Annotated in this window: 15 protein-coding genes; 11 read left to right on the top strand and 4 right to left on the bottom strand. The window is 75.9% G+C overall.

All coding sequences use genetic code 11. The features are described from left to right. Positions 1–143: 143 nt before the first annotated feature. Entirely contained in the window at positions 144–2,177 is a 2,034-nt protein-coding gene (locus ABD774_RS06710; RefSeq protein WP_345039093.1) for an SseB family protein, read from the bottom strand. Positions 2,178–2,422: 245 nt separating this feature from the next. On the opposite strand from ABD774_RS06710, the gene ABD774_RS06705 reads away from it, so the two are divergent. Genes ABD774_RS06705 through ABD774_RS06695 form a run of 3 tightly spaced genes read left to right on the top strand, consistent with a single transcriptional unit; the run spans position 2,423 to position 6,739 of the window. Beyond that, on the top strand, positions 2,423–2,797 hold the full coding sequence (locus ABD774_RS06705) for a cold-shock protein (protein ID WP_248257626.1): 375 nt from the start codon (positions 2,423–2,425) through the stop codon (positions 2,795–2,797). Between the two features lie 58 nt (positions 2,798–2,855). After that, positions 2,856–3,731 carry a DUF3027 domain-containing protein gene (locus ABD774_RS06700; protein ID WP_345039089.1) on the top strand — a complete coding sequence of 292 codons (876 nt, stop codon included), beginning with the start codon at positions 2,856–2,858 and terminating at the stop codon, positions 3,729–3,731. After that, positions 3,728–6,739 (top strand): sacsin N-terminal ATP-binding-like domain-containing protein, encoded by a 3,012-nt coding sequence (locus tag ABD774_RS06695; RefSeq protein WP_345039087.1) that lies wholly within the window; start codon positions 3,728–3,730, stop codon positions 6,737–6,739. Before ABD774_RS06700 ends, ABD774_RS06695 begins: the two co-directional genes overlap by 4 nt. A gap of 3 nt (positions 6,740–6,742) precedes the next feature. Here ABD774_RS06695 and ABD774_RS06690 read toward each other — a convergent pair whose 3' ends face one another. From ABD774_RS06690 to ABD774_RS06680, 3 genes are all read right to left on the bottom strand, one after another. Beyond that, positions 6,743–8,095 carry a phenylacetate--CoA ligase family protein gene (locus ABD774_RS06690; protein ID WP_345039085.1) on the bottom strand — a complete coding sequence of 451 codons (1,353 nt, stop codon included), beginning with the start codon at positions 8,093–8,095 and terminating at the stop codon, positions 6,743–6,745. A gap of 90 nt (positions 8,096–8,185) precedes the next feature. Beyond that, on the bottom strand, positions 8,186–9,361 hold the full coding sequence (locus tag ABD774_RS06685; protein ID WP_345039083.1) for a hypothetical protein: 1,176 nt from the start codon (positions 9,359–9,361) through the stop codon (positions 8,186–8,188). Between the two features lie 47 nt (positions 9,362–9,408). After that, positions 9,409–10,719: a phenylacetate--CoA ligase family protein gene (locus ABD774_RS06680; protein WP_345039080.1), complete on the bottom strand. Its 1,311-nt coding sequence runs from the start codon at positions 10,717–10,719 to the stop codon at positions 9,409–9,411. 192 nt (positions 10,720–10,911) lie between these two features. Here ABD774_RS06680 and ABD774_RS06675 point away from each other — a divergent pair, with 192 nt between their 5' ends. From ABD774_RS06675 to ABD774_RS06640, 8 genes are all read left to right on the top strand, one after another. Then, complete coding sequence (locus ABD774_RS06675; RefSeq protein WP_345039078.1) at positions 10,912–12,072, top strand: hypothetical protein; 1,161 nt, start codon at positions 10,912–10,914, stop codon at positions 12,070–12,072. 443 nt (positions 12,073–12,515) lie between these two features. Next, complete coding sequence (locus ABD774_RS06670) at positions 12,516–14,312, top strand: polysaccharide biosynthesis protein (protein ID WP_345039075.1); 1,797 nt, start codon at positions 12,516–12,518, stop codon at positions 14,310–14,312. Continuing rightward, complete coding sequence (locus ABD774_RS06665; RefSeq protein WP_345039073.1) at positions 14,287–14,994, top strand: sugar transferase; 708 nt, start codon at positions 14,287–14,289, stop codon at positions 14,992–14,994. Before ABD774_RS06670 ends, ABD774_RS06665 begins: the two co-directional genes overlap by 26 nt. Next, positions 14,987–16,234, top strand: coding sequence for a glycosyltransferase family 4 protein (locus ABD774_RS06660; RefSeq protein ID WP_345039071.1), 1,248 nt, complete (start codon positions 14,987–14,989; stop codon positions 16,232–16,234). Before ABD774_RS06665 ends, ABD774_RS06660 begins: the two co-directional genes overlap by 8 nt. Next, positions 16,231–17,496 (top strand): DegT/DnrJ/EryC1/StrS family aminotransferase, encoded by a 1,266-nt coding sequence (locus ABD774_RS06655; protein WP_345039069.1) that lies wholly within the window; start codon positions 16,231–16,233, stop codon positions 17,494–17,496. The genes ABD774_RS06660 and ABD774_RS06655 overlap by 4 nt, the downstream gene beginning before the upstream one ends. Continuing rightward, positions 17,493–18,575 carry an ATP-grasp domain-containing protein gene (locus tag ABD774_RS06650; RefSeq protein WP_345039067.1) on the top strand — a complete coding sequence of 361 codons (1,083 nt, stop codon included), beginning with the start codon at positions 17,493–17,495 and terminating at the stop codon, positions 18,573–18,575. The genes ABD774_RS06655 and ABD774_RS06650 overlap by 4 nt, the downstream gene beginning before the upstream one ends. Further along, entirely contained in the window at positions 18,572–20,044 is a 1,473-nt protein-coding gene (locus ABD774_RS06645) for an O-antigen ligase family protein (RefSeq protein WP_345039065.1), read from the top strand. Before ABD774_RS06650 ends, ABD774_RS06645 begins: the two co-directional genes overlap by 4 nt. Beyond that, positions 20,035–21,777 carry a tyrosine-protein kinase domain-containing protein gene (locus ABD774_RS06640; RefSeq protein WP_345039063.1) on the top strand — a complete coding sequence of 581 codons (1,743 nt, stop codon included), beginning with the start codon at positions 20,035–20,037 and terminating at the stop codon, positions 21,775–21,777. Before ABD774_RS06645 ends, ABD774_RS06640 begins: the two co-directional genes overlap by 10 nt. Positions 21,778–21,781: the final 4 nt, after the last annotated feature.

The raw sequence follows: 21,781 nt of genomic DNA, 5'->3' as shown, positions 1-21,781 counted from the left end.
CTTCATCTGCTCAGGAGCACTTAGGCGGCGGGTTGGGGTGGCCGAGGCCGGTAGACCGCGGCGGGTCGGGGTGGTGGAGGCCGGCACACCGCGACGGTTGGGGTGACCGAGACCTCGCGCCGGGGGACGGCGGCCCGGCTACCTCAGTCCGTCACCGGGTTGGCCAGCAGGTGCCGGACCTGGGCGACGCTCAGGTCCACCGACGGTCCGGCCGGGTTGATGCGCAGCGCGTCACCGCGGCTCTGCACGAGGAACTCCAGGATCCAGCCCACGGGCAGGCGCCGGTACCCCGCGCCGGACGCCATCGGCGCCTCGTCGTCGTAGGCGGCGGCCTCGAGGGGGGAGGTGAAGACCAGCAGCGTCCGGCCGTCGGGCTCGTCGAGCCACACCGGCTGCACGCGACCGTCGAGCTCGCGCTCGGCGACGAACAGGAACCCCTCGTCGGCGCGCAGCGCGTCGAAGAGCGCCTGCATCGAGGGTGTCCCCGCGGGCTCGCGCGTCGCCGTCGTCGTGAGCAGGTCCTTGACCGCCCCGTTGTGCCCGTCGGCGAGAGCCTTGCGGATCAGGTCGGCAGGAAGCACCGCGGCCGCCCCGGCGGGATCGACGACGACGAACCTCACGGCCGGGTCGGCGGCCGCGCCCTCGAGCGTCGCGGCCGCGGCCTGGACGAGCGTGAAGATGCCCTCCGGGGTGTCGCCGCGGTACTGCTGGACCTCGGCGTTGCGGGTGAACACGGGCAGGCCGCGCGTACCGTCGGGCGCGGTGACGGAGCCGACGACGACCTGCGGCGGCGAGGCGTCGAGCCGGGAACCCGTGGCGTCCAGCACGAGCAGCCCGCCGAACGCCTGACGCAGAACCTCGCGGAGCGACCGGCCGTCCCCCCGCCGGGCGTGCTCGTCGAGCGCCGCGCGCAGCGGAGCGTTGTCCGGCGGCGTGCCCCGGCGTCCGCCGGGGGAGAGCACCCTGCCCTCGCGCGCTGCCGCGAGCACCTCCTCCGGCGGCGCGGCCACGCTGACGTAGTGGACCGTGAGCGCGGCGTCGCCGTCGGCCAGGCGCCACGGCTCGACGTCGGTGGTGACCTGGACGTCCGGGGCGCCGCCGGCCGTCGTCTGCGTCACGACGCCGACCACGACGTCCTCGCCCCCGGGCGCCCGGCGCACGGCCACCCACGTGCCAGTGCCGTCGACGAAGGCCAGCGGCGAGCCGGCGCTGGCCAGGAGGTCGCGCCAGGTCGCGCGGCCATCCACGGTCCCCCGGCGCTGCTGCGGCCGGCGGCCGCCGGAGAGCGGGATGCCGTCGCGGTCGAAGAGGAGGGCGAGCTCGGCCGGCCGCTCCGTGAGGCCCCGACCGGGGGCGTCGGCGGGCGCGACCGACGACGGCGGCACCGCCGCGGGCGAGGCCGCGGACGGTGAGGCGGGCGAGATCGACGATGGCGGCATCGCGGCCGGGGAGGCCGTGGACGCGGAGGTGGGTGAGCCGGGGGACGGCGAGGCCGCGGCGGGCGCGACCGACGACGGCGGCATCGCGGCGGGGGAGGCCGCGGACGGAGAGGTGGGTGAGCCGGGGGACGGCGCCACCGCCGCGATGCGCTCCGCCGGGGCGATCGCCGACGCTCGCGGGAGCAGGTCCGCGGCCGACGCCGGCACGATCGGCGGCGCGTCGGTGGACGGGCGCGCCGGCTGCGGCGCGAACGGCAGGCTCACGCCGGCGTCCGCGGCGCGCTCGCGCGCCCACGCGGGCGTGGCGCCGCGGGTGCGCGGGAACCGGACCCAGTCCTCGAGCAGGTCCGCGGCGCCGACGCGCGGCTGGTCGGCGAGGAGGTAAGTGGGTTCGTCGTCGTAGTTGAAGGTGGTGTCGAGGCGCATCCGCGGTTCGGGCCAGCCGGCCGGGGTCAGCGTGACGACGGCGGAGAACCACGTGCCCATCGGGTGGCGGTAGGCGCTCTCCCGCATCGCCGTCGCGTCCGCCTCGAGCGGGCTGCCCGGCTCGACCGGCACCACCCAGCGGCCGAGCTCTGCACCACCCCGCCCGGTCAGGAGCCCGACGTCCCACCGCTGTCCGCGCGCCGTCAGGTGCACCTCGAGGGTGTCCCAGCCCGGTGCCACCTGGCCCACGGCCCACCGGCTCACGGCGGCAACGGCCTCCTGCTGGCGCAGCATCGGCGGCGTCGCGGTCATCAATCGTCTCCTGGATGAGGTGGCCGCCGGGGAGAGGGGCGGTTCGGGCAGCCTGCCTGACGGCGACGCGCCGGTGCCAACCCGGGACATGGGGAGATCTCCCCGCCCGTCACCGGGAGCGGCTACCTTCCGCCCACGGGCGAATCGGCGTCGTGCCACCGCCGGACGCCGGTATCCTTGGGGCCAGGAAGTGGCGCCGGCACGGTCGGCGCCTTCGTCACGTGAACAACAAAGGGGTCAGTCCCGTGCCTACCGGCAAGGTCAAGTGGTACGACGCCGACAAGGGTTTCGGCTTCATCGCGGAGGACGACGGCGGTGAGGTCTTCCTGCACGCCTCCGCCCTCCCGCACGGGGTGACCCCCAAGCCCGGCACCAAGGTGGACTTCGGGGTGGCCGACGGCCGCCGCGGCCCGTCCGCGCTGTCGGTCACCATCCTCGAGGAGCCGCCGTCGGTGGCCAAGGCGCACCGGCGCCCGGCGGAGGACATGGTGCCCATCGTGGAGGACCTCATCAAGGCGCTGGACCGGGCCTCCAACAGCCTGCACCGCGGCCGCTACCCGGAGAACGGGAAGAAGCTGGCCCAGGTGCTGCGCGTGGTCGCCGACCAGTTCGACGCCTGAGAGACCCAGGCCTGTGGGGCCCGACGGCGTGCGGGTGCCCAGACCGTAGACTGAGCCCGTGCCAGCAGCCACGAAGAACCCTCGCGTGACCACCGCCCCTGTGAAGGAAGCGGTGCTCGCGGGTGCTGTCGACCTCGCACGCGCGGCCGCCGAGGAGGTCGCGCTCCCGGGGCAGGTCGGCGAGCACCGCGGCGTGGTCGTCGAGGGTGACCGGCTGCTGACCCACGTCTTCGAGTCGCTCGTGCCCGGCTACCGCGGCTGGCACTGGGCCGTCACGGTCGCCCGGCCCCCGCGCGGCCGTAGCGCCACCGTGTGCGAGGTCGAGCTCCTTCCCGGCGACGGCGCGCTCCTCGCCCCCGACTGGGTGCCGTGGTCGGAGCGGCTTCGCCCCGGCGACGTCGGCCCCGGCGACGTCCTGCCCTTCGTGGAGGACGACGAGCGCCTCGAGCAGGGCTACGAGGCCACCGGCGAGGACGCCGACGAGCTCGCGATCTTCGAGCTCGGGCTCGGACGTCCCCGCGTCCTGTCCGCCGAGGGACGCGCCCAGGCGCTGACCCGCTGGTACGAGGGGGACCGCGGCCCGTTCGCACCCTCCGCCAAGGCGGCCGCCGCGCCGTGCTCGACCTGCGGGTTCTTCATGAAGCTGGCCGGCAGCCCGCGCACCGTCTTCGGCGTCTGCGCGAACGAGTGGTCGCCCGACGACGGTCGTGTCGTCTCCGTGGACCACGGCTGCGGCGCCCACTCCGAGACCCACGGCCCCGAGCCGGTGTCCCTGTGGCAGTCCTCCGAGCCCGTCATCGACGAGCGCGACCTCGAGGTCCTCGCCACCCACCCCGTCGCCCCCGAGGTGGTCGCGTCCGTGGACGACGGCGCGGCCGGGTCCGAGGCCGGCACCACCGAGCCCACCACCGACGGGTCGCCGGACGAGGCATGAGCGCACCGGTCGGCGCCGACTTCTTCGGCACCGCCGGCCTGCGGGACGCCGCCCTCACCACGTGGCGCCGTGACCCCTCGCGCCTGCGCCAGGACGCGAACCTCGAGGAGGACCACGCCCGCGGCTACTACCGCGACCGCGTGGTCGTGGAGCTGGCCCAGAACGCCGCCGACGCCGCCGCGGCGGCCGGCCTGCGCGGCCGGCTGCTCCTCCGGCTGACCGCCACGCCCGACGGCGCCGAGCTGCTCGCCGCCAACACCGGCGCGCCGCTCACGGCCGACGGCGTGGCGGCGCTGGCCTCGATGCGTGCCTCGGCGAAGCGCTCGGGCGGTCAGGTCGGCCGCTTCGGCGTCGGGTTCGCGGCCGTGCGGTCGGTCAGCGACGAGATCACGGTCGCCACGCGGACGGCCGACGGCGTGGCCGGCGTGACCTTCTCCCTCGCCCGGACCGCCGCGCTGCTCGCCCAGGCCGCCGCGGACCACCCCGCGCTGGCCGCCGAGGTGGCGCGCCGGCACGGCGACCTGCCCGCCCTGCGCCTGCCCTTCCCGGCCGGCGCGCCCGCCGTGCCGGCCGGCTGCACGACCGCCGTCACCCTCCGGCTGCGCGGTCCCCGCGAGACGGACGCGGTGCGCGCCTCCCTCGCCGAGCTCGACGACGTCGTCCTCCTCGCCCTCCCCTCGCTGGGCGAGATCGTCGTCGAGACGGACGACGCCCCGCCGCGGCGCCTCGCCGACGTCCGGGACCGCTGGTACTCGGCGCACGCGTCCGGCGGCCTGGACCCCGCGCTGCTCGCGGGCCGCCCCGTCGAGGAGCGCGAGCGCACCGGCTGGTTCGTCACCTGGGCGGTGCCGCGACCCGGCACGCCGGGCACGCCCGGCGACGCCGCCCAGGGCGGGCACGCCTCCGCCGGCGCGACGGGGCTCGGCACCGTGCACGCCCCGACCCCCACCGACGAGCCCTGCACCGTGCCCGCCGTGCTGATCGGGAGCTTCCCGCTGGACCCCTCGCGCCGGCACGTCGCACCCGGCCCGCTGACCGACAGGCTCGTGCAGCTGGCCGGTGCCCACTACGGCAGCCTGGCCGACCTCCTGGCCGGCGCCCGCGGCCGGCACCCGCTCGGCCGCCCGCACGTGCTCTCCCTCGTGCCGACCGGCCTGCCCGCCGGGGCCCTCGACGCCGCCCTCCACGAGGCCGCGCTCGAGGGGCTGCGGCGCACGCCGCTCCTGCGCGAGACCGGCACCGAGAACCTGCTAAGGGCCGGCGCCGCGCAGGCGCTCCTCGGCCCGGCCGGGCAGGACGAGCACCTCCTCGCGGCGCTCGCCCCGATGGTGGGCGGCCTGGTGCACGTCCCGCCCGAGCACACCGCCGCCGCGCGCGTGCTCGGGGTCGCCCTGCGCGACCTCGCCGACGTCGTCGACTCCCTTCCCACCGGCGGTCACCCGCCGGGGCGGTGGCGTGACGTCTACGCCGCGCTCGCGCCCTACGCCGCGGCCCACCGCGAGGCGCTCGCCGGCCTCCCGGTCCCGCTGCACGACGGCCGCACCGCGCGGGGCGCCCGCGGCCTGCTGCTGCCCACCGCCGGGCTCGGCGGGCTCCCGATCGACCTCCCCGGGCTGCGGATCGTCCATCCGTCGGCCGCGCACCCGGTGCTGGCGACGCTCGGGGCGACCGAGGCGGACGCGGTCACCCTGCTGGAGCAGCCGGAGGTGCGGGCCGCCGCCGAGGACGTCGAGGACGGTGCGCCCGTGCCCGCCGCCGTCGCCGCGGTCCTCGCCCTCGCGCAGGCCGCCGTCGCCGACCGCGGCGAGGACGCCGAGCTGCCCGGCTGGCTGGCCGACCTCCCGCTGCCCGGCGAGGACGGCGAGCAGCACCCCGCCGACGACCTCGTCGTCCCCGGGTCCTGGGCCGCCGGCGTCCTCGACGCCCTGGTCCCGGTCCGCGCGGACGTCGTCGACCGGTGGGGCGCGGCGACCCTGCGGGCCGTCGGCGTGCGCACCGACCTGGTCACGACCGTGGTGCGTGACGTCGTCGCCGAGCCTGGGGAGGACGACGTCCGACTGGACGGCTGGGGCGACTACCTCGCGCACCTCGCCGAGGTGCTCGGCGCCGGCGCGTTCGTCGGGGACGTCACGGCCGTCGCGGACCTCGACGCCGTCGCTGACGAGGCCTGGCCGCGCGCTCTCGCGCGCCTCGCGGAGGACCGGGACGCCCGGGCCGCGCTGCTCACCGAGGTCCGCGCGTCCGCGGGCGGGACGGGCACCGCGCCGTCCTACACCGCCTGGTGGCTGCGCGAGGAGCTCGGCGCCCCGTTCGCCCACCCCCGCGGCGCCGGCGCCACGCCCTTCCTCCCGCCGGCCCCGGACGGCACGGAGGCGCTCGACGACGCCGTCCTGGCCGCCGTCGGGGCCGTGCGCGACCTCGCCGACCTCGACGCCGGCGCGTGGGACGCCTACCTCGACCAGTGGCCCGACGACGGCGCCCTCGCCATGCCCGATGCGCTCGCCCTGTGGCGGGCGCTGGCCCGCGCGGCGGCCGACGGCGTGCGCCTCGCCCCGCCGGACGCGGTGCCCGCGCTCGTGGAGGGCTCCGCGCAGATGGTGCCGGCGGAGCAGGTGGTGGTCGCGGCGCCCGTGTGGGCGCAGGTGCGCGCCGTCCTCCCGGCACCGTCGCACCTCGTCGGGAAGGTGGCCGACCTGCTCGACCTCGACGCCGCCGGCGGCGTGGTGCCCGACGCGGCGGACGCCCGGGCCGTCGCCACGCCCGCCGAGGTGCTGGCCGTGCTCCCCGGCGCGCCCGCCACCTGGTTCGAGTGCGAGCAGCTCACCGTCGACGGCGTCGACGTGAACTGGTGGGCCACCGCCGGCTCGGCGTGGGCGACGACGACCGCGGGCCTGGCGCGCGCGCTCGCCCACGCGGCCGGCCGCTGGGCGGCGCGCCACGACGTCGAGGCGGTGCTGCTCGACCCCGGGGCGCTGGAGGAGGTGCTCGCGGAGGCCGCGGGGGAGTAGGCGTCAGGCGGTCGCGAACTGCGCCGGTGCCGCGCCGGCCCGCCCCGGACCCGCAGCGGGCGTGCCCCGGTCCCACTCGTTGGCGAACGCGCGCCGCTTGCCCGAGCGCAGCAGCGGGATGCCGTCCACGTATCGCATCTCGATGCGGGCGTCCCGCCCGAGGTAGGACCGGAACTCCTCGGCGAGGGCGCGGTCCCGCTCGGCGTCGACCGTCGCCTTCTGCCTGAAGAGATAGGTGCCGGAGCCCGTCTGGACGAGCTGCCACTCCTCGATCCCGCGGTAGGCCCCCCAGTCGCGGACGATGCCGAGCACCGAGACCAGGCGGTCGGCGGTGTCGTAAATCTGGTCGTTGATCCGCCCGGTGATCTCCTCGAGGACGGTGGTGTCCGGCGTGCCGTCGGGGAGCACGGCGAACCGGCCGAGGTCCCCGGTGTCGTACCGGACGAACGGCATGGCGCGGTTGAACAGGTCCGTGACCACGATCCGGCCGATCTCGCCGGGAGCCGCGGGTCCGTCGCCGTCGAGGGCGAGGATCTCGACGTGGTGGCTGGCCACGTTGATCCGGTACGGGCGCTCACCGGGGCGTTGCTGGGCGAGGAGCCCGAGCTCGACGTCCGAGTAGCGGGCGGTCAGCTCCTGGCCGAAGAACCGCGGGCTGGAGCGGTAGAGGTACTCGCTCGGGCTCTCGGCCAGGCTGATGACGCACGCCACGTGCTCCAGCGGCGACCCCTGCGACTCGATCTCGCGGCACAGCGCCTCCAGCCCGGAGGCGTACCCGATGAGCGCCACCGGCCCGCGCGTGCCGCGGATCCGCGCGACCTCCCGGGGCGCGGCCCCCTCGCGCATGTCCCCGACGTCGATGTCCACGAGGTTCTCCGCCCACTCACGCAGCCGCGACGACGGGTGCTCGCGGCGGAGGTAGAACATCGGCATCCCGACGTCGTAGCCCGCCGCACGGGCCAGCGCCAGAGCGTCGACGACGTTGCGGCGCACCTTGACGTCGTCGCGCAGGACCCGGAACGGCGCGCCCGTGGACCCGCTCGTGGCGGTCTCCGACAGGTGCGCGTGGAGGTAGGGCCGGGAGCGGAAGTCCGCCCCGCCGTCGCGCATCATCGCCTTGTGGACCACCGGGAAGCTGCTCAGGCGGTCCGGGTCGCAGCCGGCGAGTTGCGGGACCGTCGCCGCCGCGTGCGCCAGCAGGCGGCGCAGCCGGCGGTCGAGGAACGCCTGGACGGAGGCGGAACGGGGCGCGGCCAGGATCGCCTCGATGTCCCGGAGCGAACGGCGCACCGGGGAGCCCTTCAGCCGGTCGACGGCCCAGAACGCTCGGTTCCGGGCGCCCGTGGAGATGTTCATCCAGACTCCTGCTCGCGGGATCTCACCGTAGCGGGACCGGGCGTGCGTGCGGGCCGGATCAGAGGCCGTGCGCGTCCGGAACGCGGTGGGTCACCGCCGACGGGCGGCCGCGATCGCGTCGACGTACTCCTGCGGCACCTCGGGCTTCATGGACCGCGAGGCGCCCCACTCGTGCTCCTCGGTGTAGAGCCACACGTAGTCGGTAGCCTCGGCCAGCGCGTCCTGCGTGAGGTCGCCCAGGGTGTCGGCGTCGAGCACGTGGTAGTCGTCCTGCTGGTCGCGGTCGTACACGGCCAGCGCCGAGGCGACGCCGCTCCGGTAGTCCTGCGCCTCGGCCGCCCGCACCGACCGGCTGCCGGCGAGCAGGAACCCGCGCCGCTGCCAGTCGGCGAACGTGGCGTACTCGTCGCGGCTGCGCGCGCCGTAGTACTCGCCGCCGTCGATCACGGTCGCCTGGCCGCGCCGGTCGACCATGCCCGAGAAGAACGGCCCGGAGAGCTCGTTGACCCAGGAGATGTCGTTGTAGGGCAGACCGGCGTCGGTCAGCGCCTCGTACGTCGACGGCTCGGAGACCCAGGGCCCGAACAGCACCATGACCTTCAGGTCGGGCCAGCCGCCGGTCATGGCGGCCATGACCTGCGCGCCGCGGCTGCGCGTGAGCGCCGTCGCCTCCTCCGGCGCGAGGCCCGGCGTGGCGCCGTCGTCGTCCGACGGCGTCCACGCCCGGGTGCTGGTCCCGTAGTCCCACGGGGAGCCGCCCTCGCCGTACCACTCGTTGTCGAACCAGATACCGGCGTAGGGCCGGCCGCTCTCTCGCAGCGCCCGGGCCATCGTGCCCGCGTTCGCGGCGACTGTGCGCCACAGCGCGTCGTCGGACCAGTCGAGCTCGTCGTGCAGGGTGATGCGCACCCAGTTGTCCTGCATCCGCAGGCCGGCCGGCAGCGCGGAGACCTGCCGCAGCAGCGCGCCGTGCTCGACGCGCCGGGGCGAGAAGATGTCGGCGGACTCGGGGGTCCGCATCACGATGCCGTCGAAGGGCAGCGCGTCGTAGCGGCCCGCGGCGGCGGCCACCTGCTCGGGGCTGGGGATGTCCTGGCCGTACTTCACCAGGCGGGGGCCGGCCGCGGCCGGCCGGGGCTCCGCGGCGGAGCGCTCGACGACGGGACCCACCTCGGAGGGCGGGGTCAGGCCCGGCAGCGCGACGTTCATCGCCACCACCGCGATCCCGGCGAGCGCCAGGACAGCACCGCTCCACCGGCCGGCCATGGGTCCCATGGTCCGTGCCCGTTCCCGCCGGGGCAAGCCCTCACCGCTCACCCCCGCCGCGCGGCGCGCCACTCGTTCACGATCATCTGGCGCTTGCCGGAGTCGAGCAGCGGGACCCCGTCGACGTGGACGACCCGCACGTCCGCGTCGCGCCCCAGCACCCCGAGGAACTCCTGGCGGATCCGGGCGTCGCGCCCGCCGTCGGGCGCTGCGTTGAGGCGGACCTCGTAGCGGCCGGGACCGGTCTGGGCGAGCTGGAACTGCCGGACGTCGGCGTAGTCCTCCAGCTCCGGCGTCCCCATGGGGTTCACGGGGCGGCCGCGGGTGTCGGTGACGACGTCGAGCACCCGGCCCGCGACGCTGGCGAGGACCGCGTCGTCCGCCCGGCCGCCGTCGTCGACGGCGAGGCTGCCGAGGTCCCCGGTGTCGTAGCGGATGAAGGGCATGGCGCGGTTGAACAGGTCCGTGACCACGATCCGTCCGGTCTCCCCGGGGGCGGCCGGCTCGTCGCGGTCGCGCCGCAGCACCTCGACGACGTAGCTCGCCACGTTGACGTGGTACGCCACCGACCCGTCCTCCTGCGCGATCAGGCCGTTCTCGGTGTTGGAGTAGCGGGCGACGAGCGGGCGCCCGAGGTGGCGCGGGACGGCGGCCCGCAGGTACTCGGTGGGGGCCTCCCCGACGGCGACGACGGCGGAGACCAGCCCCTCGACCGGCGGTGCGCCGGCGTCCAGCGCCCGGCAAAGCTCCGCCAGCGCCGAGCCGTAGCCCAGCAGCGCCACCGGGCGGCCCCGTCGCCGGATCCCGGCGAGCACCGCGCGCGCCCGCGCCTCGTCCAGGCCGAGGACCTCCACCGGCACCACCGCCCGGGCCCACTTCTGCAGGCCGCCCCCGCCGTACTGGCCCTGCCACGTACGCAGGTACACCAGCGGCATCCCCAGCTCGTACCCCGCACGGCGGGCCAGGGCGATCGCGTCGGCCTGGTTGCGCCGCGCCTTGACGTCGTCCCAGACCGCCTCGAACGGGGTGCCCGTCGAGCCGGAGGTGCGGTGCCGGTGGAGCTGGCGGTCGGTGCAGCCGGCGGAGCGCATGGCGGCGCCGTGCTCGCGGTACGTCCCCTTGTCGACCACGGGGAACGAGGCGAGGTCGGCGGGGTCGTGACCGGCGTGGAACCGGGTGGCCCGGGTGGCGTGGTGGAGGAGCCGGGCGAGCCGGTCCCGGCGGGCGGCACGGGCGGCCGGGCTGTGCGGCGCGGCGAACAAGGCGTCGACGTCGGCGACGGACCTGGCGAGGGTGCCTCCCCGGGCACGGTCGAGCGCCCAGAAGGCGTGCCGCCGGACGAGGGCGGATGCGCTCATCGGTACCTCTCTGGAGGACCCCCCAGCCGTGGCGCTCACGGTAGCAGCGGGGCCGCCGGGCGCGGGAGCATTTGTCCGACGGCGGAGCCGGGTCGATCGATCGGCCGTTCGCCGCCGTGGCCGACGGCGTGCCGTGTAGCGTTCGGCGGGCCGTGGCCATCGGGAGCCAGGGCGGCGATTCGAGGTGGCCGGATGTCCCGCACTCGCGTGGTGGTGTCCACGGGCGTGCACGCCGTCGGCTCACTCCTGCCGCAGCTGGTGGGGCTCGCCACCCTCGAGGCCGCCGACTACGGGCACTTCTCCGCGCTGTACCTGACCTACGTGCTGGGGATCTCCGTCGTCTTCTCGACGGTCTGCGACGCCTGGATCGTCACCGCCCGCACCGGCGGCACGCTCGCGCGCTGGTCGGAGTACGGCAGCTCTCTGGCCTGGGTGGCGCTGCTGTGCGGGGCCGCCGTCGCCGTGGTGGCCGAGCTGACCACGCTCGACCCGGCCGTCACGCTGGTCGCCGGGGCCGGCGCCGCCCTGATGGTCTACTACGACGGCGGCCGGTTCTTCCAGGCCCACTCCGACCGGTGGCGGCGCGTGCTGGCCGGCGACGTCATGGTCGTGGTCGGGTTCCTTGCCGGGTGGGCGGCGGGCTACCTCACCGACCAGCACGGACTCCTGAGCCTGCTCCTCGCGTGGGCGGGGGGCGCGGCCGGGGGCACGCTGGGCGTCGTCCGCCCAGTGATCGGCCACCCGGCCGGGGTCAAGAGGTGGATGGTGGAGCACCACCACGCCATCAAGACGCTGATCGCCGACGCCACGATGATGAACATCGGCTCGATCGGCACCCCGTACCTGCTCTTCCTCCCGATGAGCCTGCACCAGTTCGGCCTGTACCGGGCGGTGTCCAACGTCTCCGCGCCGGCGCGCCTGGTGCTCTCGCCGCTGCGCCCGGTCATCGCGGGCATGACCCGCTCCCGCCTGCACTCCGTCCCGCTCGTCGGAGCCGTGCTGGGCGGAGCCGCCTTCTTCGGCACGGCCGCCGCCCTCGCGCTGGCGTGGATCGAGGTCGTCCCGCTGCCGCTCGGCGTCATCGCGGAGATCGGCCCCTGGGCCGTCCCCGCCGGCCTGTACGTGGCCGGCAACGTGATCGGGGAGTTCTACTACATGGTCGTGCGCTTCCACACCGGCCGGGCCGCGCTGTGGTCGGGCCGCCTGATGGAGACCGTCCTCGCCGTCCTGGGGCCGGTGCTCGGCTGGATCCTCGGCGGCCTGAGCGGCGCGATCTGGGGCTACGCCGCGGCGACCATGACCTTCGGGGCGATCTGGATGTGGATCGGCCTGCGCGGCACGCGCGGGCGCTGACTCGCGTCACCGAACGAGGTTGCGGCTCTGGTCGGTCCGGCGCCCGTTTCTCGCCTGAACGTCGTTCGCACCGACCTGCATCTCGGAGGCGGTGTGCTCGCGGCGAAGGGCCTGGTCTACCCGTGTGCCGTTCTGGCTCCTGGTGCACCGACGGCTGGTGACGCACACGGGGTGAGAGCCCGCGCAACAGGGTGAGGCGCAGGGGAGACCGGCGCGGGAACCACCTGAGGTCCGGTACGACTGCGCACCCCGCCCCCCGGCCGGTCACCCCCGTCCCCGGTGCTGCCTGATCCCCCTCACCCCCTCAGGGTGACAGTGACGCGATGGGGGCCACCTCCGATCATCCGCGAAGCCGGTGGAGCTTCCCCATGGGCCGGTCTTGAATGAAAGACGTCGGGGGGACCGACCGGGCGAGAGCCCTGCCGATCTCGAAGGACGTCCTCATGCCGACTTTCCTCAGTACCCGACTTCCCCGGCTGGCCTGGGACGCCGCCAGCTGGGTCATCGCGGCCGGCATGGTCACCGGCGTCGCCAACTGGCACCTCTCCGCGCACCAGTGGGTGGTCGTGGGGAGCTACGTGCTCGCCGCGTGCGTGCTGCAGGTCCTCGTCGGTCTGGCGCTCAAGCTCTACCTGGGCCGGTACCGGTTCGCCACGTTCGACGAGAACGTTGGGCTGGCGGTGGCCACCGGGCTGGTGGGCCTCGCGCTCGCGATCTTCTCTCTCTCCGTCCACGGCCTGGAGTCGGTCGCCGTGGCGGTCTCGGTGCTCTGCCCGCCGCTCGCGCTGCTGTCCATGGTGCTCGGGCGCGGGGCCTACCGGGCGCGCCACGACCGCGAGCGGCCTCCCGCGCCGTCGTGCGAGCGGGTCGTGGTCTACGGTGCCGGCGACGCCGGCTCGCAGCTCGTGCGGCTCATCGCCGAGGACAGGTCCGTGGGGTACCACGTGGTCGGGCTGGTCGACGACGACCGCCTCAAGCGGCACCTCGTCATCCACGGCTGCCGGGTGATCGGCACCGGGACCCAGCTCGTGGAGAGGGCCCGCGAGGCCGGCGCCACCATCGTCATCCTGGCCATCCCGTCCGCCGGCGCCGAGCTGGTGCGCCGGGTCTCCGACGAGGTGAGCGCGGCCGGCCTGAAGTTCCTCACGCTGCCGCCGCTGCGCGAGATGATCGCGCGGCCGGTCCAGCTGGGGGACGTCCGTGACCTCGACATCGCCGACCTGCTCGGCCGGCGCCAGGTCGACACCGACGTCGAGCGGATTGCCGACCACCTGGCCGGGCGGCGGGTGCTGATCACGGGCGCCGGCGGCTCCATCGGCTCCGAGCTCGCCCGGCAGGTGCACCTGTTCGGCCCGGCCAGCCTGATCATGCTCGACCGCGACGAGTCGGGGCTGCACGGGGTGCAGCTGTCGATCTACGGCCACGCCCTGCTCGACACCCCCGACGTCGTGCTCTGCGACATCCGTGACGAGGAGGCCCTGCGCACGGTCTTCGCGACCCACCGCCCCGAGGTGGTCTTCCACGCGGCGGCGCTGAAGCACCTGCCGATGCTCGAGCAGTACCCCGACGAGGGCTGGAAGACCAACGTGCTCGGCACGCGCAACGTGCTGCGGCTGGCCGCGGAGTTCGGCGTCGAGCGCTTCGTCAACATCTCGACCGACAAGGCTGCGGACGCCAAGAGCGTGCTGGGGATGACCAAGCGCCTCGCCGAGCGTCTGACCGCGTGGTTCGCCGAGCACCACGAGGGAACCTTCGTCTCGGTGCGCTTCGGCAACGTGCTCGGCTCGCGCGGGTCCGTCCTGCACACCTTCCGCGAGCAGATCGCCCGGGGCGGTCCAGTCACGGTCACCGACCCCGCGGTCACCCGGTACTTCATGACCATCCCGGAGGCGTGCGAGCTGGTGATCCAGGCCGCCGCCATCGGCCACGACGGCGAGGTGCTCGTGCTCGACATGGGGGAGCCGGTCAGGATCGTCGACGTCGCCCGCCGCATGATCGCCCAGTCCGGGCGGGACGTGAAGATCGTCTTCACCGGCATGCGGCCGGGGGAGAAGCTCCACGAGGACCTCTTCTCCCCGGTGGAGCACCACAGCCGCTCCGAGCACCCGGCCATCGAGGTGGTCGACGTGCCGTCCATCGACCCGGCCCACCTCTCCACCGCCCGCGGCGACCTGTCCCTGCTGCGTCTCGCGCCCGAGCCCGCGGAGGAGCGTCATGCTGAAGTCCCGCTCAGCGCGTGACCCGCGGACGGCCCGGCTCTGGCCCGTCGCACGGGCCGTGCCCGGTGACCACGCCGTGCCCGGCGCCCGCGCCGCGCGCGCGTACGACGGCGTCAAGCGGGCCCTGGACGTCGGCGTCGCCGCCGTCGCGCTCGCGGCCGCCGCGCCCGTCATGGCGGTCGTCGCCGTCCTCGTGCGGCGCGACCTCGGCAGCCCGGTCCTGTTCCGGCAGGACCGGCCCGGCCGCGACGGCGAGATCTTCACCCTGGTGAAGTTCCGCAGCATGCGCGACGCGGGCGAGGGGCCCGGGGACGACGACGCGTCGCGCCTCACCCCGTTCGGCGCGGCCCTGCGCGCCACCAGCCTGGACGAGCTGCCGACGCTGTGGAACGTCCTCCGCGGGGACATGAGCCTCGTCGGCCCGCGCCCGCTGCGCACCCACTACCTCCCGCTCTACTCGCCGCGGCAGGCCCGCCGGCACGAGGTCCGGCCGGGCGTCACCGGCCTGGCCCAGGTCAGCGGCCGCAACGCCCTGAGCTGGGACGAGCGTCTCGAGCTCGACGTGCGCTACGTCGAGACGCGCTCGCTGCTGGTGGACCTGCGCATCCTCGCCCGCACCGTCGCCGTCGTGCTGTCCCGGTCCGGGACCGCCCCGGAGGCGTCGGCGATCATGCCCGACTTCACGGGGAGCGCCCATGTCTAGGACCCTGGAGCCGGTCAGGCGCCCGGGCCGGCTCGGCCGCCGGGTCGCCGCCCGCCGCTCGCCCGATCTCGTCCCCGGCCGCGCGCCCGCGCCGCCGTCGTCCCCCCGCCTGGTCCTGACGGTGACCAGCGCCGGCTCCCTCCCGCTCATGCGGGGATTCCCGCAGCACCTGCAGCGCGCGGGCTGGGACGTGCACGTCGTCACGGGCCCGGGCCCGGACCTCGACGCGCTCGGGGACGTCGTCGGCGGCGTGCACGCGGTCCCGATGCGGCGCGACCCCAGCCCCCTCGAGGACGCCCGTGCGCTGGCGGCGTGGGTGCGGCTGCTGCGCCGCCTGCGCCCCGACGCGGTGCTCGCCGCCACCCCGAAGGCCGCGCTGCTCGGGCTCGTCGCCGCCCGGCTCACCGGCGTGCCGGTGCGCGTCTACCACCTGTGGGGCCTGCGCCTGGAGACCACCACCGGCCTGCTGCGGCGGGTGCTCACCCTGACCGAGCGGGCCACCGCCCGCGCGGCCACCCGGGTCCTCTCGGTCAGCCCGAGCCTGTCCGCCGAGTTCGCCGGCGCCGGCCTCGCCGGCCGGCGCCCGGTGGACCTCATCGGCCGCGGCAGCTCCTCCGGCGTGGACACCCAGCACTTCGACCCCTCGCTGGTGCGCCTGTCCGAGGTGCGCCAGGCCGCCCGGGCCGCCCGCCTCGAGCCGGACAGGTTCGTCGTCGGGTACGTCGGCCGGATCACCCCGGACAAGGGGCTCGGCACCCTCGACGAGGCGATGCGGATCCTGGCGGAGGATGGCGTGCGGGCGTGCCTGCTCGTCGTCGGGGAGGAGGACGTGGCCGGCTACGACCCGTTCACGGTGCACCACGTGCACCGCGCCGGCCGCGTCGCGGACCCGCGCCCGTACTACCGGCTCATGGACGTGCTGTGCCTGCCCACCCTGCGCGAGGGCATGCCCAACGTGTGCCTGGAGGCGGCGGCGATGGAGATCCCCGTGGTCACCACCACGGCCACCGGCGCGGTGGACAGCATCGCCGACGGCGAGACCGGGCTGCTCGTCCCGCCCGGGGACGCCGCCGAGCTGGCCCGGGCGCTGCGGGCCCTGCACCACGACACGGCGCTGGCCCGGCGCATGGGGGCCGCGGGCCGCCGCTGGGCGCGCACGCACTTCTCCCGCCCGGAGCTGTGGGCCGGGCACGACCAGTACCTCCGGCGCCAGCTGCCGAAGGAAGGGAACGACCGATGAGCGAGCACATCTTCCTGTCCCCGCCCGACTGCGGCCCGGCCGAGGCGCAGGCGGTGCAGCGGGCCCTGGCCTCCGGGTGGGTCGCCCCGCTCGGCCCCGAGGTGGACGCCTTCGAGGCCGAGGTGGCCGCCCGGACCGGCCGGCGTCACGCCGTTGCCCTGTCCAGCGGCACGGCCGCGCTGCACCTGGCGCTCCTGGGGGTCGGCGTCGGGCCCGGGGACGTCGTCCTCACCTCGACGCTGACGTTCGTCGCGACGGCGAGCGCGGTGCGCTACTGCGGGGCGGAGCCCGTCTTCGTCGACAGCGACGAGAGCGGGAACATGGACCCCGGCCTCCTCGACCTCGCGATCACCGACCAGCGCCGGCGCCGCCGGCGCATCGGCGCGGTGCTGCCGGTGGACCTGCTCGGGAAGGTCGCCGCCTACGAGGAGCTGCTGACCGTGGCCGCCGAGTCGGGCATCCCGCTGGTCTCCGACGCCGCCGAGTCCTTCGGCGCCGTGCGCCGGGGCCGGCCGGCCGGGTCCTTCGGCCGCGCGGCGGCGATCTCCTTCAACGGCAACAAGATCATGACCACCTCCGGCGGCGGGGCCCTCGTCACCGACGACGGCGCCGTGGCCGCCCGCGCCCGGTACCTCGCCACCCAGGCCCGCCAGCCCGTGGCGCACTACGAGCACACCGAGATCGGCTACAACTACCGGCTCTCGAACCTGCTCGCCGCGCTCGGACGGGCCCAGCTCGCCCGGCTCGACGAGATGATCGAGCGGCGCCGCGCCCTGAGGATGCTCTACCGCGAGCTCTTCGCCGGCACCCCGGGCGTGGAGGTCCTCGGCGCCCCCGACGGCTCCGAGATCGACGTGGCGGCGCTGCGCCGGAGCGGCCCGCACGGGCGCCTCACCCGCGACAACTTCTGGCTGACCACGGTGCTCGTGGACGCCGCGGTGGCCGGGTGGACGCCGGCGGACCTCATCGCCGCCCTCGCCCGTGCGGACATCGAGGCCCGTCCGATGTGGAAGCCGCTGCACCGCCAGCCCGTCTTCGCCCGCAGCACCGTCTACGGCGGGGCGACGGCGGAGCGGCTCTTCGCCCGCGGCGTCACCCTGCCCTCCGGCTCCGCCCTGGACGTGGCCGGCTGGGCCCGGGTGGCGGACACCGTCCGGGCATTCCTCCAGCGCCGGGCGCAGGCGGGGAGGCCGGCGGCTCGGCTGTCCGTCGGCCGCACCCCCGCGGGCACCCGGCCCCTGCGTGCGGCAGGTGCGCCGTGACCGCCGGGGCCGGCGGCGGACCCGTGACGGTGGTCATCGGGTCGGCGGGCCGCCGGCTGTACCTGATCGAGTGGTTCCGGGACGCGTTCGCGCGGCTGGGGCTCGACGGCGAGGTCGTGGCCACCGAGAACGATCCCACCAGCGCCAGCTTCGGCTTCGCCGACCGCGGCGTGGCCATGCCGGCCTACAGCGACGCCGCGTACGCCCCGGCGATGCTGGAGCTCTTCCGGCGCGACCGCCCGGCCCTGTTCCTCTCGGTCAACGACTACGAGCTCCAGGTCCTCTCCGAGGGCCTGGCCGACGAGCTGCGGGCCACGGGGTGCGCCGTCCTCGGCCTGCCCCGCGCCGGCCAGGAGCAGGCGACGGACAAGTACCTCATGTCGCGGCTGCTCGGCCGCGCCGGTGTCGCGGTGCCGCGCACGGTGCTCGGCTCACGGTGGGAGACCCTCGTGGCCGACGACGGCGCGCCGGGCACCCAGTACGTCGTGAAGCACCGCTTCGGCTCCGGGTCCTCCGGGCTGCGGCTGACGGACCGCGACGGCCTGGCCGCCGCGGTGGACGAGGCCTCCGGCTCGGCGACCGACATCCACGGCCGCCCCGTGCTGCGGGCCCGCGACGCCGTCGTCGTCCAGCGGCGGCTGATCGGCCAGGAGTTCGGGGTCGACGGGGTCTTCGGCCTCGGCCACCCCGCCGGGGTGCTCCGCGGTGCGCTCGCGCGCCGGAAGGTGCGCATGCGCTCGGGCGAGACGGACAAGGCGGTGACCGTGGACCCGGCGCCGTTCGCGCCCGTCGTCGCCCGCCTCGGGGCCGCGCTGCGCCCGGTCGGCGTCGTGGACATGGACCTGATCCGCGACCGGGAGGGCGTGCTGTGGGTGATCGACGTCAACCCGCGCTTCGGGGGCGGCTACCCGTTCATGCACGTCGCGGGGGCGGACGCGCCCACCTACCTGCTCGCCTCCGCCCTCGGCCTGCACCCGGACCCGGCGCTGCTGCGCTACGAGACCGGGGTGGTCGGGGCCAAGTTCGAGTCGATCCGCCGGACCGGCGCGCTCGTCGAGCCCGCGGCGGGCGGTGCATGAGGGTGACGGCGGCCGGGCGGGGGGCGCACCGCGGCACGACGCTGCCGGTGCTGGTCCTCGCGCTGTGCTTCGCCGCCGTGCCCTCGGCCGCGGCGGGCGGGTCCGTGGCGCTGACCGGTGCGGCCGTCGCGCTCAGCGCCGTGGCCGCCGCCGTGGTCGCCGTCCACCTGCGGCTGTCGCTGGTGGAGCTGACCGTGATCGCGCTGCCGGTCCACTTCTACCCGCCCGGGCAGGGGTCGCTGGTGAACCTCTCGCTGGCCGACGCGGTGCTCGCGCTGCTGCTGCTCGCCGCGGTCGTGCCGGAGTGGCGCCGCGGCCGGGCGGCCGACGGCGCGGCCCGGCCCACCTGGCCCCTGCTGCTCGGCTACGCGCTCGCCCTGCAGCTGGTGCTGTGGGCCTCGCTCGTCGGGCCGGTGCTCGACGGCGGCGCGGACTTCCTCGGCGGGGTGGTCGCCGCGGCCAAGATCGCTCTCGCGTGCGGGTACCTGCTGCTGCTCTACGCCGCCGCGGCGCCGCGCCTGCGGGCCGGGGACCACCGCATCCTGGACGTCTGGGCCGCCACGGCCACCGCGAGCGCCCTGATCGGCATCGGCGCCAGCGCGCTGTACGCGGTCGGCCTCGACCTAGGCCTGTCCTACTTCTGGCGCGCCTCCGGCACCTTCGAGGACCCGAACGCGTTCAGCGTCTACCTGCTGCTCTCCCTCGGCGTCGTCATCGCCGCCCACCGCCTGCGCACCGGGCGGCCGTGGTCCGTCAGCGTCGTCGTCATCGTGGTGGCGGTCCTGCTCTCCGGCTCGCGCGCCGCGCTCGCCGCGATGGCGCTGGCCGCCGTCGTCACAGTCCTGCTCACCCTCGGCACCCGGGCGGGCGTCGCCTTCCGTCGCCTCGCCGCGGTCACCGCCCTGCTCGGGGTGCTCGCGGTCCTGGTCCTGCCGGACGAGTGGGTCGGGGACGTCCTCCAGCGCGCCACGAGCGTCTTCACCCCCGACGACGGCGCCGCCCCCGACGCCCGCTTCGAGCTGTGGTCCGTGGCCGTGCAGCAGTGGGCGTCCAGCCCGGTCCTGGGCGTGGGCGCCGGGCAGTACATCCCGGTGGCCCAGCAGATGCTGGGGCCGCAGATGGACACGGTGCCGCACAACACCTACCTCGGCTTCCTCGCCCAGACCGGCACCGTCGGGCTGCTCGTCTTCATGCTCGTGCCCGCCCTGGTGGTCGTGCGCACGCTGCGCGCGGCTCGCGCCGGCGACGCGGGCGCACCCTACCTGCTCTTCTCCGTCCTGTGCCTGCTGGTGCAGGCCTTCACGCTCAGCCTGGAGAACGCCCGCCCGATGTGGGCCGTCCTCGGGCTGGTCCTGGCGATGTACGACCCGGCCACGCCCGGCCCCGAAGAACCTCACCGTCCCGCCACCCCGCACGGGCGTGGTCTGCCACACTCGAGTCCCGCCCGAAGGGGTCTGCGATGGAGCTGAACGGAATCCTGCGCGTGCTGCGCAAGCGGTGGACGAGCGTGCTCGTCACCCTTGCGGTGGCGGTGCTGCTCGCCGTGGTCGTCACCGCCCTCATGCCGGCCCGGTACACCGCGACGGCGAAGATGTTCTTCTCCGCCCGCTCCGGCCAGTCGATCACCGAGCTGAACGAGGGCACGACGTTCGCCGCGAGCCAGATGAGCTCGCTGGCGGACATCGCCACCTCCCCGCTGGTGCTCGAGCCGGTCATCGAGGACCTCCACCTGTCCACCACACCCCCCGAGCTGGCGGAGTCGCTGAGCATCACGGTCCCGGAGGGCACGGCGATCCTGCAGATCGCCGCCATCTCACCGACCGCCGAGGGCGCCGCCGAGCTCGTCAACGCCGTCGCCGGCGAGCTCTCCGACGCCGCCGACGGCCTCTTCCCCGCGGCCGAGGACGGCGCCGAGGCGGTGCGCGCGACCATCCACACCCCCGGCGCGGTGCCCACCGAGCCGTCCGTGCCGAACCCGCCCGTCAACCTCGTCCTCGGCGTGGTGCTGGGGCTCCTCGTCGGCGTCGGCGTCGCCGCCCTGCGCGAGGCACGCGACACGAGGGTGCGCGGCGAGCGCGACCTCGCCGACGTCACCGACGCCACCGTCCTGGCCCGGCTCGGCCGGGCGGAGGAGGGCGAGGCGCCGGTGTTCATGCAGACCGACCCGAACGGCCAGCGCGCCGAGGCCGTGCGCGGGCTGCGCACCAACCTGCACTTCCTGACCGCCACCGGCTCGACTCGCACGATCGTCGTCACCTCCGCCACCGCCGGGGAGGGCAAGACCACCACGGCGGTCAACCTCGCCGTCGCGCTCGCGGACACCGGCACCTCCGTCCTCCTCGTCGACGCCGACATGCGCCGCCCCGCCGTCGCGCGCACCCTCGGCCTCGAGGGGCGCGCCGGGCTGTCCACCCTGCTCATCGGCCAGGCCGGTCTCGAGGACCTCGCCCAGCGCTGGGGCGACCGGCCGCTCGACGTCCTGCCCGCCGGGCAGGTGCCCCCCAACCCCAGCGAGCTGCTCTCCTCGGTGCCCATGGCCGACCTGCTCGCCGAGGCGGCGGGGCGCTACGACGTGGTCATCGTCGACAGCCCGCCCGTTCTCGCGGTCACCGACGCCACCGTCCTGAGCACCCTGGCCGGCGGCACGCTGATGGTGGTGGCCACCGGCAGGCACCGCAAGACCGAGCTGCGCGAGGCGCTCGACCGCCTCGACCACGTCGGCGCACGGGTGCTCGGCCTGGTGCTCAACCGGGCCGAGGTCGGTAAGGAGGACACCCGCCGGTACGAGGAGTACGTCGAGGACGGCGCGGCCGCCCGGGGCGGGGCGGGGGCCGGGTGGGGCGCGATCGACCCCGCGCTCGCCGGCAGCGACGCCGTGCCGGTCCTCGGTGACGCCGGGCCGTCCCGGCGCGGGGCCCGGAACGCGCCCGCCGTCGTCCCTCCCTCCTCCGCCGTGCCCGGCCCGACGGCCGGGGGCGAGGTGCCGCCCGCCGTCGCGGACACCGCGGCCACCCCCGGCGACCCCGACGACGAGTGGTGGGCCGACGCCGACGCCGAGTTCATGTCCGCCGAGGAGCTGTCCGCCCCGGACCGGTCGCCGGACCGTGACGTGGACGGAGCGGCGCCCGACGTCGGCCGGCCGGCCGCGAGCAACGGCACCCGCCCGGGCGAGAGCCGACGACCCGCGCCGTGGGGCGCCTGACCCC

It is taken from the genome of Georgenia daeguensis (assembly GCF_039537705.1).
Taxonomy (GTDB): Bacteria; Actinomycetota; Actinomycetes; order Actinomycetales; family Actinomycetaceae; genus Georgenia; species Georgenia daeguensis.
This window is presented reverse-complemented; position numbering and strand designations above follow the sequence as displayed.

Bases quoted from the DNA above. Each gene is read 5' to 3' on its own strand.
- ABD774_RS06645 (WP_345039065.1), top strand. From the start codon at position 18,572: ATGAGGGTGACGGCGGCCGGGCGGGGGGCGCACCGCGGCACGACGCTG.
- ABD774_RS06695 (WP_345039087.1), top strand. From the start codon at position 3,728: ATGAGCGCACCGGTCGGCGCCGACTTCTTCGGCACCGCCGGCCTGCGG.
- ABD774_RS06690 (WP_345039085.1), bottom strand. From the start codon at position 8,095: ATGAACATCTCCACGGGCGCCCGGAACCGAGCGTTCTGGGCCGTCGAC.
- ABD774_RS06660 (WP_345039071.1), top strand. From the start codon at position 14,987: ATGTCTAGGACCCTGGAGCCGGTCAGGCGCCCGGGCCGGCTCGGCCGC.
- ABD774_RS06710 (WP_345039093.1), bottom strand. From the start codon at position 2,177: ATGACCGCGACGCCGCCGATGCTGCGCCAGCAGGAGGCCGTTGCCGCC.
- ABD774_RS06685 (WP_345039083.1), bottom strand. From the start codon at position 9,361: ATGGCCGGCCGGTGGAGCGGTGCTGTCCTGGCGCTCGCCGGGATCGCG.
- ABD774_RS06675 (WP_345039078.1), top strand. From the start codon at position 10,912: ATGTCCCGCACTCGCGTGGTGGTGTCCACGGGCGTGCACGCCGTCGGC.
- ABD774_RS06680 (WP_345039080.1), bottom strand. From the start codon at position 10,719: ATGAGCGCATCCGCCCTCGTCCGGCGGCACGCCTTCTGGGCGCTCGAC.
- ABD774_RS06665 (WP_345039073.1), top strand. From the start codon at position 14,287: ATGCTGAAGTCCCGCTCAGCGCGTGACCCGCGGACGGCCCGGCTCTGG.
- ABD774_RS06655 (WP_345039069.1), top strand. From the start codon at position 16,231: ATGAGCGAGCACATCTTCCTGTCCCCGCCCGACTGCGGCCCGGCCGAG.
- ABD774_RS06640 (WP_345039063.1), top strand. From the start codon at position 20,035: ATGGAGCTGAACGGAATCCTGCGCGTGCTGCGCAAGCGGTGGACGAGC.
- ABD774_RS06670 (WP_345039075.1), top strand. From the start codon at position 12,516: ATGCCGACTTTCCTCAGTACCCGACTTCCCCGGCTGGCCTGGGACGCC.